This is a genomic window from Caulobacter vibrioides, assembly GCF_002858865.1.
Lineage (GTDB): Bacteria > Pseudomonadota > Alphaproteobacteria > Caulobacterales > Caulobacteraceae > Caulobacter > Caulobacter vibrioides.
Genome location: NZ_PJRR01000009.1, coordinates 108,051 through 119,769, shown reverse-complemented (window position 1 = coordinate 119,769; position 11,719 = coordinate 108,051). Strand labels below are relative to the sequence as shown.

9 protein-coding genes, 1 tRNA gene and 3 pseudogenes are annotated in these 11,719 nt (G+C 66.4%); 7 read left to right on the top strand and 6 right to left on the bottom strand.

The window, feature by feature from the left end:
• Positions 1–171 precede the first annotated feature (171 nt).
• Both CVUC_RS05825 and CVUC_RS05820 read left to right on the top strand, forming a co-directional pair.
• Positions 172–1,962, top strand: coding sequence for a long-chain-acyl-CoA synthetase (locus CVUC_RS05825; protein ID WP_096033694.1), 1,791 nt, complete (start codon positions 172–174; stop codon positions 1,960–1,962).
• 82 nt (positions 1,963–2,044) lie between these two features.
• On the top strand, positions 2,045–2,914 hold the full coding sequence (locus CVUC_RS05820; protein ID WP_096033693.1) for an alpha/beta hydrolase: 870 nt from the start codon (positions 2,045–2,047) through the stop codon (positions 2,912–2,914).
• Here the strand turns inward: CVUC_RS05820 and CVUC_RS05815 are convergent.
• Positions 2,911–3,807 (bottom strand): M23 family metallopeptidase, encoded by an 897-nt coding sequence (locus tag CVUC_RS05815; protein WP_096033692.1) that lies wholly within the window; start codon positions 3,805–3,807, stop codon positions 2,911–2,913. The two genes, CVUC_RS05820 and CVUC_RS05815, sit on opposite strands and share 4 nt — an antisense overlap.
• Position 3,808: 1 nt before the next feature.
• Positions 3,809–4,459, bottom strand: coding sequence for a hypothetical protein (locus CVUC_RS05810; RefSeq protein WP_164468152.1), 651 nt, complete (start codon positions 4,457–4,459; stop codon positions 3,809–3,811).
• A gap of 177 nt (positions 4,460–4,636) precedes the next feature.
• Here CVUC_RS05810 and panD point away from each other — a divergent pair, with 177 nt between their 5' ends.
• Positions 4,637–4,993, top strand: coding sequence for an aspartate 1-decarboxylase (panD, locus tag CVUC_RS05805; RefSeq protein ID WP_010920154.1), 357 nt, complete (start codon positions 4,637–4,639; stop codon positions 4,991–4,993).
• Between the two features lie 3 nt (positions 4,994–4,996).
• Positions 4,997–5,476: a hypothetical protein gene (locus CVUC_RS05800; protein WP_012640462.1), complete on the top strand. Its 480-nt coding sequence runs from the start codon at positions 4,997–4,999 to the stop codon at positions 5,474–5,476.
• A gap of 69 nt (positions 5,477–5,545) precedes the next feature.
• Here CVUC_RS05800 and CVUC_RS05795 read toward each other — a convergent pair whose 3' ends face one another.
• A complete protein-coding gene (locus CVUC_RS05795; RefSeq protein WP_096033690.1) occupies positions 5,546–6,292 on the bottom strand; it encodes an SIMPL domain-containing protein in 747 nt (248 codons plus the stop codon).
• 149 nt (positions 6,293–6,441) lie between these two features.
• On the opposite strand from CVUC_RS05795, the gene CVUC_RS05790 reads away from it, so the two are divergent.
• Positions 6,442–6,517 (top strand) — tRNA-Ile (locus tag CVUC_RS05790).
• Between the two features lie 87 nt (positions 6,518–6,604).
• On the opposite strand, the pseudogene CVUC_RS20330 reads toward CVUC_RS05790, so the two are convergent.
• Positions 6,605–6,772: pseudogene (locus CVUC_RS20330) on the bottom strand (hypothetical protein); the annotation flags it as partial.
• On the opposite strand from CVUC_RS20330, the pseudogene CVUC_RS20325 reads away from it, so the two are divergent.
• A pseudogene (locus CVUC_RS20325) lies at positions 6,761–7,021 on the top strand (hypothetical protein); the annotation flags it as partial. The pseudogenes CVUC_RS20330 and CVUC_RS20325 sit on opposite strands and share 12 nt — an antisense overlap.
• Positions 7,019–7,114, top strand: a pseudogene (locus CVUC_RS20320) (hypothetical protein); the annotation flags it as partial. The pseudogenes CVUC_RS20325 and CVUC_RS20320, both read left to right, overlap by 3 nt.
• 26 nt (positions 7,115–7,140) lie before the next feature.
• On the opposite strand, the gene CVUC_RS05775 reads toward CVUC_RS20320, so the two are convergent.
• Positions 7,141–8,655: a tryptophan halogenase family protein gene (locus CVUC_RS05775; protein WP_096033688.1), complete on the bottom strand. Its 1,515-nt coding sequence runs from the start codon at positions 8,653–8,655 to the stop codon at positions 7,141–7,143.
• Between the two features lie 104 nt (positions 8,656–8,759).
• The gene (locus CVUC_RS05770; RefSeq protein WP_096033687.1) at positions 8,760–11,525 is read right to left on the bottom strand and encodes a TonB-dependent receptor; all 2,766 of its coding nucleotides are present in this window, start codon (positions 11,523–11,525) and stop codon (positions 8,760–8,762) included.
• Positions 11,526–11,719: the final 194 nt, after the last annotated feature.

Genomic DNA, 11,719 nt, shown 5'->3' with positions numbered 1-11,719 from the left:
CAAGTCCGCCCGCCGAGATCAGCTCAGATCGGCCAGGGCGCCGTAGCGTAAGCTTTGGCGCGACTCTCCGGGCGGGTTCTTCCAAGAACACTGATAGGTTTGCATTGCAGCACGCGGCGTCTTGACCGGTCGCGCGGGCCTCTCCAATGGTTGCTACCAAGGGAGAGACGAATGCGTTTGCGTCAGAAGATTAAGCGGGAAATCCGGTTTCTGAAGGGACTGTCGCGCACGCTAAAGCGTGTAAAGACGATCGCCCCGGATAGTCCCAACTTGATCTGCGACGATCTCGAGGCCGCCGTCGACAAGTGGGGGCCACGTCCGGCCATCACGTTCGAAGGCAAGACGATCACCTATGCCGATCTGGACGCCATGGCGAACCGCTATGCGCACTGGGCCAAGGGCCTGGGTCTGACGCGCGGTCAGACCGTCGCGCTCTTCATGCCCAACCGGATCGAGTATCTGGCGATCTGGTACGGCCTGACCAAGGTCGGGGTCGCAACCGCCTTGATCAACAACCAACTGACCGGCGCGGCGCTGGCCCACTGCCTGACCATCTCTCAGGCCATGCATTGCATTGTCGACGCTGAGACCTCGCCCTGCTTCGAGGACGTGAAGGGGCAACTCGAGCGGCACATGCAGCAATGGGTGCTGGGGCCTGTTCACGATGACCAGCGCGACCTGCTGAAGGCGCTCAAGAGCTGCAGCCAGTTGCGCCCCGATCGTGAGACCGCCCGGGAGGGGCTGACCGCCTCCGATACGGCGCTCTACATCTACACCAGCGGCACGACCGGGCTGCCGAAGGCCGCGCGCATCACACACATGCGCGCCCAGCTCTATATGCGCGGGTTCGCCGGTTCGACCGGCGCCAAGGACACCGACCGCATCTACATCACCCTGCCGCTCTATCACGCCACCGGAGGGCTTTGCGCCTTGGGCGCGGCGCTGCTGAACGGCGGCTCGGTCGTTCTGCGCAAGAAGTTCTCGGCGACGCACTTCTGGCCCGAGATCGTGGCCGAGCAGTGCACCATGTTCGTCTATATCGGCGAGCTGTGCCGCTATCTCGCCAACCAGCCCGAACACGAGCTGGAACGCGCCCACAAGCTCCGCATGATCTTCGGCAACGGCCTGCGCGCGGACGTTTGGGACGACATGCTGGACCGCTTCAAGGTCGGCGACGTGCTGGAGTTCTATGGCGCGACCGAAGGCAATGTCTCGTTCTTCAACTTCGACGGCAAGCGCGGCGCGATCGGTCGCATCCCGAGCTATCTGCGCAAGAAGTTCAACATTCGCATCGTCAAGTTCGACGTCGAGACCGAGACCCCCATCCGGGGGGCGGACGGTTGCTGCATCGAGGCTGGGCCCGAAGAGGTCGGCGAGTGCATTGGCCATATCGGCAGCGACGCGCGCTCGAACTTCACCGGCTACGCCGACAAGGCCGCGACCGAGAAGAAGGTGCTGCACGACGTCTTCGAAAAGGGCGACGCGTGGTTCCGCACCGGCGACCTGATGAAGGTCGACCACGACGGCTACATCTATTTCATCGATCGCATCGGCGACACCTTCCGCTGGAAGGGCGAGAACGTCGCGACCTCCGAGGTGGCTGAGCGGCTCGCCGGCTTCGAGGGGGTCCTGGAGGTCAATGTCTACGGCGTGAAGGTGGGCGACCTCGACGGCAAGGCGGGCATGGCCTCGCTGGTGACCGAAGGCGACTTCGATCTTGAGGCGTTCGCCAAGTACGTCGACGAGGCGCTGCCCAGCTATGCCCGGCCGCTGTTCGTGCGGCTGCAAAAGGCGATCGAGACCACCGGCACCTTCAAGTACCGCAAGATCGATCTGGTCAACGAGGGCTTTGACCCGTCCAAGACCAAGGATCCGCTGTACTTCCGCGATCCGGCCAAGGGCTATGTGAAGATCACCAAGACGCTCTGCGCCAAGATCGAGGGCGGCGGCTTCAGGCTGTAGCGGACGCCATGATGGCCCGTCTTCGCATCCGACTCCGCGCTCCGGGCGTAGTCGTATCGCAAAGGGCGCAGGAGGTGGCAATATGGTGGAGCTCAAGGTGAGCCGGCGCGCCGGCCTCGCCGCCTTGGCGGCCACGGTGACGGCGGCGTGTTCGCCGCTGTCGATCTTCGCCACCGTCACGCCCAAGGACGCCGCCCGCCGTGAGGCGAAAGGCGCGCGCTACACGGACGGCCCGCGCGGCGGCGTCGACATCTATGCGCCGCCGATCGCGCACGGACCGGCGCCGGTCGCGGTGTTCTTCTATGGAGGCTCCTGGGACAGCGGCCGCAGGGGCGACTATGGCTGGGCCGCGCGCGCGATCGCCGCACAGGGATTTCTCACCCTGGCGCCCGACTATCGGCTTTACCCCGAGGTGCGGTTTCCCGACTTTCTGGATGATTGCGCCAAGGCGGTGCGCTGGGCTGTGGACAACGCCGCAGCCTTGGGCGGTGATCCTGAGCGGATCGTGCTGATCGGCCATTCGGCGGGGGCTTACAACGCGGCCATGCTGGCGCTGGATCCGCGTTACCTGCATGGCGTCGGGGTCGATCCCGGGGCCGTCCGGGCGTTCGCAGGTCTGTCGGGGCCCTACGACTTCCTGCCGCTGAAGGGGGCGATCACGGAGCGGACCTTCGGGCGCGCGGCCGATCTGGCGGCGACGCAGCCGGTCAGTTTCGCTCGCGCCGATGCGCCGGCCGCCTTCCTGGCGACGGGGGACAAGGACACCACGGTCTATCCGCGCAACACCCGCAAGCTGGCCGCCGCCCTGCGTGACAAGGGCGCCAGGGTCGAGGAGCGGCACTATCCCGGCGTCGACCACGCGGGCGCTGTGCTGGCCCTATCGCGCCCGTTCCGGCGCAAGGCGACCCTGCTGACCGACATGACCGCCTTCCTGAAGGACGTTACCGCCTAACCACAAGTCTGGCCGTTCAGCTTGCGCTGGTAGGCCTCGACTAGGCTCAGATAGGGCGGCAGGAAGGTGTGCAGCGCCACCGGCTTGCCGTCCGTCGTGGTTCCGGCGACGCCCGCGCGGATCTCGAAGTGCAGGTGGATCGTCGTCGGTGTGCCGCCAAAGTCGTTCGAGACCTTGCCCAGCTGCTGGCCCTTGGCGACGCTGTCGCCTTCCTTCACGGCCAGGGTGGCCATCTGCAGGTGCAGATAGCGATAGGTGTAGTGCGGCGCGGCCTGGCCCACGAGCGTCACCGAGTAAGACCCGATGTCGGTGATCGTCCCGGCCTCGGCGGCGAGGGCCCAATGCTGGTTCTTCTTGCAGGTGGCCGGCCGAATGTCCTGACCCTGGTGACCCGTGCCCGAGCCGGCGCACATCGGATTGGTCCGCGATCGCGCCTCGCAGAAGTTGTCGCGCCAGGGCAGGGTGTAGTTGAGACTGTCGCACTGGCTGGGCTTGCCGGGCGGGCCCATGCCGCCGCCGGGGCCATAGACCTGCGAATTGGGGAAGCCAGCCTCGGCCAGGGGCCAGCACATGTTGGGCGACCAGACCGTGCGGTCCAGATAGCCGGGGCCCTGGCCGGGCGGAAGCGCGCCTGCCGGTCCGTGATCGAAGCTCGCCGACGAAGGCGCCGGCGGCCCGTCGGGCTGTGGCGCGGGATCCGGGCTCGGCGGAATGGGTTCGCTGCCCAACTGCTCGGCGCCGCCATCGGCCGGCGAGTCGTCGGGCTGCGGCGGTCCAGGCTCGGGGGAGGGCGGCTTGGGCGTTTCGCCCGCCGCCGGCTTGGAGGTGTCGTCACAAGCCGCCAGCGGCGCCAGGGCGAGCGCGGCGATCAGCAGGAGGGGAGCGGTGCGCATCTCAGCCTCCCAGTCCGGCGGCTTGCCGCGCGGCCTTGCCCATCACCACGGCCGTGGTCTTGCCAACCAGCCCCAGCACATAGTTGTCGTCGACGCAGCGCGGATCGCCCGCCGAGTCGCAGCGGATCTCGACGGTGTAGAGGACGCCGAAGCGCACGAAGCTGGCCAACTGACCATCGACGGTGCGCTGCACGGTCAGCATTTCGGGGCCGCTCTCGACCTTCAGCGGTTTGCCGGACGGAACCGTCGTCGTCGTGCCGCTGAGCGACACCCCGCCGCCCAGGGTGTCGGCGGTGATCGTGTAGTAGTCGCCGAAGCTGTAGATCCGCGCCCCGGCCGTCAGTTTGGGATCGCGCGGCAGCAGGATCGGCACGGCGGTCTTGTCGACCTGCTCGCGGTTCAGGTTGGCGGCGAGACTCTCACCGACATTCGCCGACTGGCGAAGGCCGCCCACCGCCGCCTGCCAGTCGACGGCGCCCCGCGGGCGGGCGACGAACGCGGCGATCGCCGGGCGCGACGCCGGCGCCGGCGCGGCCGTGTCAGGCCGTGTCTGGGCCTGGCCCGCCGAGATCCAGGTCGCCCCCGCGACCAGTGACACGGCGCCGAGACCCGCCGCCGCCCACGCTCTTCCATGACGCATGTTAGTCCCCACCGAACCGCGTTCTTTCAAACCTTAACGCGAAGTGAGCGTGTTGTTAACCTTTGTTGGTGGATTGCGGCGCGATTGAACCCGCGCGGGTTCGTGGCTATATGGCGGAACCTGTTTTGGGGCCTTGTGTGTGGCGGCCCAGAAGACTCCAGTTCATTCAAAGGGATAAACTTCCCCGCCATGCTGCTCACCATGCTGAAGGCCAAGCTGCACCGCGCCACGGTGACCCAGGCCGACCTCGATTACGAAGGCTCGATCGCGATCGACCGCGACCTGCTGGACGCCTCGGGCATCCTGCCCAACGAGCAGGTCGACGTGCTCAACATCACCAACGGCGCGCGTTTCACTACCTACGCCATCGAGGCGCCGCGTGGCTCGAAGGTCATCGGCGTCAACGGCGCGGCCGCCCGTCTGGTGCAGAAGAACGATCTGGTGATCGTCGTCACCTACTGCCAGATGCCCGCCGAGGAGGCGCGCAACTACGCCCCCACCGTCGTCCTGCTAGACGAGGGCAACCTTATCAAGAAGGCGGCCTGATCAATGACGCGCCCCACGATCCTGCGCGGGGCGCTTGTCGTTCTCGCTGTCGCCGGCCTTGCGGCGTGTTCGCCCAAGCTGCCGGACGGCGTTGATGACACCGTGCTGGCCCAGTCCATCGGTCGCCAGATCGGCTCGGCCTCGACCTGCGTGGTTATCGCTGACGCCGCCAACGGCCGGATGGTCTGGCGCGGCGGCGGCTATATCACCTGCGCGCGCAACCTGCCGACCTGCGATGGGGTCGTGACCACGGCCGAGAAGCTGTTGCAGGACAATCTGGGCAAGCCTGCGCGCTTCTTCAGCTGCGAGAGCGGCACGGCCCCGGGCGCCACTGTCGGCTGGGCGATCGGCCCGGTGCCGACCGGCGAAGGCAAGCCCGCGCGCAACCTGACCTATGTGGCTGTCATGGAAGGCGATCGCGCCCTGCCGGGCCTGGAGATCAAGGATCGCGTCGAGCAGGCCTTCAAGAAGGCCGGCTTCTGATCCCGACCGCCGGGTGACGTCAAAGAACCAGCCGCCGCCCGGATGTCCGGGCGGCGGCTTTTTCATGCGCTACTTGCTGACTTCGTAGACGGCGCTGACGTCGATGCGGACCTTCAGCTCGCCGGCGGCGATGCTGGTGGCGTCGCCCATCTCGCGCTTGGCCATGGCGAAGACCGGCATGGGCGGGGGAACGGGCGAGTAGCCGCCGCCTTCGCTCAGATTGACCAGGCGAACGGCCTTGTAGCCGGTCGCGCGGCCATAGAGCTCGGCCTTGGCCTGCAGCGCCTTGACGGCTTCCAGCCGCGCGGCGTCCTCGGCCGCTTGCGGGTTGGCGAGGCCAAAGCTGATGCCGTTGACCGTATTGGCCCCGGCGCCCACCGTGGCGTCGACCGCCGCGCCCAGCTTGGCCAGGTCGCGCACCGTGATCGTCACCTGGTTCGAGGCCTGGTAGCCGGTCAGCTTGGGCGGCTGGTTCTGCTCATAGGCGTACTGGGCGTTCAGGTTCAGGTTCGAGGTCTGGATGTCGCGATCGGCGATCCCGGCCTTCTTCAGGGCGGCCATCACCTGGTTCATCCGCGCGCCGTTGGCCTTGAGGGCCTCGGCCGCCGTGGCCGCGTCGGTCTGGACGCCCAGATTGATCGTGGCCATGTCCGGCGCCACCAGGGTCTCGCCCGAAGCCGACAGGTTGAAGGTGGTGGCCTTGAAGGCCGCGTCGTTGCTTTGCGCCAACGCCGGAGCGGCGGCGCCCAGCAGCAGCGCGCCACCCAGCAGGGCGGGCAGGGCGATGGCGGGCAGGCGGCGGGCGGTGTGGGTCATCGATCGTTCTCCAGGGGCTGTCCGGCGCAGAAAGCGTCGCCGCACGGCTATGGTTCCTTCGTGACAGCTCCAACCTGAACCGGAGCTTTAAGCCGCGTTCGGCTCATGCTAATCCGCCGGCTCGCGTGCGCTTCGGCGCAACTCCGCGCGGGCCTGTAGCTCAATGGTTAGAGCCGACCGCTCATAACGGTCTGGTTGGGGGTTCGAGTCCCTCCGGGCCTACCAACTTTCTAAATTCTCTCGACAAAACAGTGGCTTGTCCGGCCGCAGAAGGCTGGATTCGATCTTTTATGTTCATTAAATGTTCCAGTTCTGCCCGTGACTCAAAGATTCCCCTGATCCGGCGTCAAAACCGGTCGCCCCCTCCATCACACCCCGTCGACTCTCCGCCCGCTCCCAGGCACATTTCTTAACGGCGGGGTTGTTCCGGAGCGCTGTCGCGGCTGCGACGCGGGACCCGGAGCGCCCTTGAGCCGTCATTCCCTCGATCCCGGGCTAGAGGAGGCCTCGATGGACATCGATCCCGATCGCCTGCGCGCGATCGTGGGCGCTCTGGGCGGCGTGGCCGTCTATGGCTGCGTGCAGATCGGCGCGCTGGGCGTCGTCGAGCGCGGCCTTTTGGTGCGGCTGGCCTGCGCGGCCGCCTCGGCGATGATCCTGGCGGGCTTTCTGGTGCGCGTGGCGCTGCCGCTCATTCCCTGGCCGCCGTTGCGCGAGACCTACCTGTTCGGCTTCGTCGTCGGCGCGTTCAGCTGGGAACTCCTGCCCATCGTGTTCCGCGCCGTGCGCCGGCGGGCCAGCGAGCGCCTGGAGCGTCCGTGATGGGGTGAGCGCTCGCGCCTGTCGGGTCAGGCGCGCGCAGGCCGGCTGGGGCAGTTTTTGGCGATGAAGTCGCCATGGGCGGGCAGGGCGTCGATCGCCCGGCTCATGATCTGGCGCAGATTGGCCAGATACTCGTCGAGCTGGGCGTCGGTGACGACGCCCGTGAGGGGATGGAACGCCTGAGGGACAACGCCTTGGCCGATCAGGACCTGGATCCAGCTGGCTTCCTTGAAGAGGTCGTCGTCCTGGTTGAACAGGCGACCCGACTGGGAGAAGAGCGCGATCCGCGCCTTGAGGCTGTCGGGCATGTCCATCTGGCGCACCGCCCGCCAGAACGGCGTGTCCTCGCGCGTGGTGGCCTTGTAGTGCAGCACCAGAAAGTCGCGGATATACTCGTACTCCAGGGCCGTCTGGCGATTGTACTCGGCGATCTCGATCGGGTTGAAGCCGCGATCAGGGAAGAGCGCCAGAAGCCGGTTCAGGGCGGACTGCACGAGGTGGATGCTGGTCGACTCCAGCGGCTCCATGAAACCGCTGGCCAGGCCCATGGCCACGACGTTGCGGTTCCAGAACCGCTTGCGCCGGCCCGTCGTGAACCGGAGCTGCCTCGGCTCGGCCAGCGGCGCGCCGTCCAGATTGGCCATCAGCACGTCGGTCGCCCGGGCGGCGTCGATATAGTCGCTGCAGAACACGTGGCCGTTGCCGGTGCGGTGTTGCAGGGGGATGCGCCACTGCCAGCCGGCCTCACGCGCCGTGGCGCGGGTATAGGGGGTGAGGGGCGTGACCGAGGCGCAGGGGACGGCGATGGCGCTGTCCATCGGCAGCCAGGCGCGCCAGTCCTCATAGCCGCTTTTCAGGGTTTCCTCGATCAGCAGCCCCCGGAAGCCCGAGCAGTCGATGAAGAACTCGCCGCCGACCTTGCGCCCGTCCTGCAGGGTCAGGCTCGTGACGAAGCCGCTTTCGGCGTCCTGGTCGACCCCGACAATGCGCCCTTCGACGCGGGTGACGCCTTGAGCCTCGCTGTAGCGGCGCAGGTATTGGGCGTAGAGCGCGGCGTCGAAGTGGAAGGCGTAGGCGAGTCCCTCCAGATAGCCGCCGCAGACCTGGGTGATGCGGTCGAAACGCCCGGCCTTCGCCGCCCGGGCGTTGAGGGAATAGTCCCACAGGCTCTCATCATGTCCGGCCTGGCGGCGACGTAGCCAGTAGTGATGGAACGGCGCCATGCCCAGGGGGCGGCCGATGGGGCCGAAGGCGTGGAGGTAAGACTGGCCGACCGTGTGCCAGTCGACGAACTCGATCCCCAGCTTGATCGTGCCGTGGGTGGCCGCGAGGAAGTCGTTCTCGTCCAGGCCCAGCAGGCCGTTCAGCAGCCGGATGGCGGGAATGGTGGCCTCGCCGACCCCGACGATACCGATCTCGTCGGACTCGACCACGGTGATGGCGACAGAAGGACCCAGCGTGCGCGAGAGCAAGGCCGCGCTGATCCAGCCGGCGGTTCCTCCGCCCACGATGGTCACGGCCTTGATCGCCGTATCGGTCATTCGCGTCCTGCCCAGGCCCGCCTCTCTGCTCGGAGGCTCTCATAAAAAAGACCCCGCCGGAATGATCCGGCGGGGCTCCGAGACTGCAGGAGGAGGCTTGGGGATTAGAAGCGGTACGACACGCCGACCATGTAGGTCGCGCCATACTTCTGATAGTCGATCGTCTGGCGCTGATCGTTGTTGTCGTAAGTCTTGAAGGGCTCGTTGGTGATGTTGTTGGCCTGCAGCAGCAGGGACAAACCGTTCATCGGGCCGTCGCGGAATTCGTAGCCGATCTGGGCGTCGACAACCGACTCCTTGTCGACCGTGCGGAAGACGCGCGCGGCGCTCAGGCCGGCGACTTCACCCAGGAACTTGCCGCGATAGCGGTTGCTGATCCGGGCGTTGAAGCCGTTCTTTTCATAGTAGAACGTGGTGTTGACGACCGTCTTGGACAGACCCGGGATGGTGATCGGGTTGGTGCCCTTTTCCAGCGTCACCTTGCTGTCGGTGAACGAGCCGCTGATGATCAGGCCGAAGGACTTCAGCGGTTCCCACAGTAGTTCGCCCTGCAGCGAGGCCGACAGTTCCAGGCCGCGGATGTAGCCGCCGTCGCCGTTGTCGGGACCCGAGACCAGGCCGATCTTGGTGCCCAGCTGCGCCTGCTGCGCGGTGCTCAGCAGGAACAGATAGTCCGAGAAGTCCTTGTAGGACGAGGAGTTGGAGTTGACGAAGTTCGACAGCTCCTTGTGGTACACGGCGGCCGACAGGTAGGCCGAGCGACCGAAATACTTCTCCACCGCCACATCGACGCCGTCGGCGATGTAGGGCCGCAGGTTCGGGTTGCCGCCGTTGGCGCTGAAGTACGAGTTGTTCGGATCCGTCGAGGTCAGGCGCGAGGTGTTCTGGTTGAACGACTGGCTGGCGCGCAGTTCGTCCATCCGGGCCCGGGCCAGGGTGCGGGCCGCGCCCACGCGGATGTACAGCTCGTTGCCCGCGTCGAACGTCAGGTTGAGGCTCGGCAGGGCGTAGGTGTACTTGGCGCCGTCGTCGGTGACCGTCGGGCTGGCCGGCGCGGACGGGTTGACCGCGACGCCCTTCGAGAACTGGTCGGTGCGAACCACCTGCAGGCCGAAATTGCCGGTCACCGGGATCGAGCCGACCTGGGAGTCGACGCCGAACTTGGCGTAGGCCACCTGCACGTCTTCACGGACAGACCAGTTGCGGGTCTGCACGGCCGGGTTTGCGTCGGCGATCAGGGTGTAGAAGCCGTTCTTCAGCAGGTAGGTCGGGTCATAGGCCAGCATGGCCTTGATGCCGATCAGGTCCAGCTTGGCGACGCCGATGATGGCTTCCTGCGGGATCGCGCGGCTGGTCGGGGCGCCGTCAGCAATACGGCCGCCGAAGGTCAGGAAGCTTTCGTGGACTTCTTTGTCCTTCTCGCGACGGCTGGCGTTCACGCCGAACTCGACCGACTTGACCGGACCCCACTCCAGGTCGCGCTTGGCGGTGAACCGGGCGGCCGTCAGTTCGTCGGTGATCGACGGGGTGTTGTAGAAGCCGGCCTGGGTCAGAGCACCGCCGGAGGCGCCGCCGCCCCAACCCTGCGGGTCGGTCAGCCTGAACAGGTTGCGGTCGGTGTAGTCGAGGGTCGAGGCGAACATCGTGCCCGCGCCCGGCGTGGTCGTGAAGCCTAGGGTGTCGGTCGCGCCGACGCCGTTCGGGCCGGTGCCCGAGTAGGACTCGAAGATCACGTCAGTGCGGTCGGCCGAGGAGTAGCTCAGGTCCGTCGTCAGCGACCAGCCATTGTCGGTCAGGTAGTTCAGGTTCCAGCCGGCCGACTTCAGGGTGGTGTCGCGCGTGTTCAGGTCGTTGCGCATCACGCCCTTGACGCCCGAGAAGGTGCCGTTGGTGATCAGGCCGACGCTGGTGGTGCGCGTCGGCTGCAGCGTCGCGGACGACCATTGCAGCGGCAGCTCGATGCCACGCAGGATCTGCTCTTCCTGGAACTCCGAGTAGTAGACGTCCAGCGAGGTCGTGACCTTGTCGTTCGGCTTGTACTCGAGGACGCCGATGGCGCCGAAACGCTCGAGGTTGTTCGACTGGATGTAGGGCTTGGCGCCGCCGATCACGCGATCATTGGCCGCGTTGATGGTCGGATAGCCCCAGGCGTTGAAGCGCTTGCTCTGGGTCGGGGTCGAGATGTCCGAAATGGCCAGTGCCAGGCCAACCGTGTCGTTCGCGAACTGGTTGACGTAGGTGGCGCTGAAGCGGTGCCCCGTGTCCTTGGCGTCCGGGTTCAGCTTCTTTTCGCTGTTCATTTCATAGCGAGCGTTCGCCGACAGGATGCGCTTGCCGTAGGTCAGTGGGCGGATCGTCCGCAGGTCGGCGGTGCCCGACAGGCCCTGACCGATCAGGCCGGCGTCCGGGGTCTTGTAGACCACCACGCCCGAGAGGATTTCCGACGGATACTGGTCGAACTCGACGCCGCGGTTGTCGCCGGTCGAAACCTGTTCGCGACCGTTCAGCAGGGTCGAGGTGAAGTCCGGGCCAAGGCCGCGGATCGAGATGACCTGGGCGCGGCCGTCGAGGCGCTGGGCGGTCAGGCCGGGCAGGCGAGCCAGCGACTCGGCGATCGAGGTGTCCGGCAGCTTGCCGATGTCTTCGGCCGAAATGGCTTCGACGATCGAGGTCGATTGCTTCTTGAGCGCGATCGAGTTTTCGAGGCCGGCGCGAATGCCGGTGATGACGACTTCCTCGACCTTGGTGTCATCCGCAGCGGTCGTGGTGGTCTGGGCCTGAGCCGAACCGGCGACGGCGAAGGCGAGCGCCAGGCCCGTGGCCCCGCCGGCCATCAGCCAGGCGCGACGGCGCAAAAATTGGGTGTTCATGCGAGTTCCCTCCCTGTCCGGCTCTGCGCTGTTGAAATCATGCGGCGGGCCGTTGCTGCAAACTACTGCAAATTAACGGACCGTAATCAACACAAAAATCTGCAAACCATAACCGTTCGGTGCGGCGAGGCGGCTCGAAACGGGCGATGTGTGTCTTCTTTGCGCCACTTATCACCCATGCCTGTGGGCGCTAA

Coding starts and splice junctions, on each gene's coding strand:
- CVUC_RS05770 (WP_096033687.1), bottom strand. CDS start 11,525: ATGAACACCCAATTTTTGCGCCGTCGCGCCTGGCTGATGGCCGGCGGG.
- CVUC_RS05820 (WP_096033693.1), top strand. CDS start 2,045: ATGGTGGAGCTCAAGGTGAGCCGGCGCGCCGGCCTCGCCGCCTTGGCG.
- CVUC_RS05775 (WP_096033688.1), bottom strand. CDS start 8,655: ATGACCGATACGGCGATCAAGGCCGTGACCATCGTGGGCGGAGGAACC.
- CVUC_RS05795 (WP_096033690.1), bottom strand. CDS start 6,292: ATGACCCACACCGCCCGCCGCCTGCCCGCCATCGCCCTGCCCGCCCTG.
- CVUC_RS05800 (WP_012640462.1), top strand. CDS start 4,997: ATGACGCGCCCCACGATCCTGCGCGGGGCGCTTGTCGTTCTCGCTGTC.
- CVUC_RS05825 (WP_096033694.1), top strand. CDS start 172: ATGCGTTTGCGTCAGAAGATTAAGCGGGAAATCCGGTTTCTGAAGGGA.
- CVUC_RS05815 (WP_096033692.1), bottom strand. CDS start 3,807: ATGCGCACCGCTCCCCTCCTGCTGATCGCCGCGCTCGCCCTGGCGCCG.
- panD (WP_010920154.1), top strand. CDS start 4,637: ATGCTGCTCACCATGCTGAAGGCCAAGCTGCACCGCGCCACGGTGACC.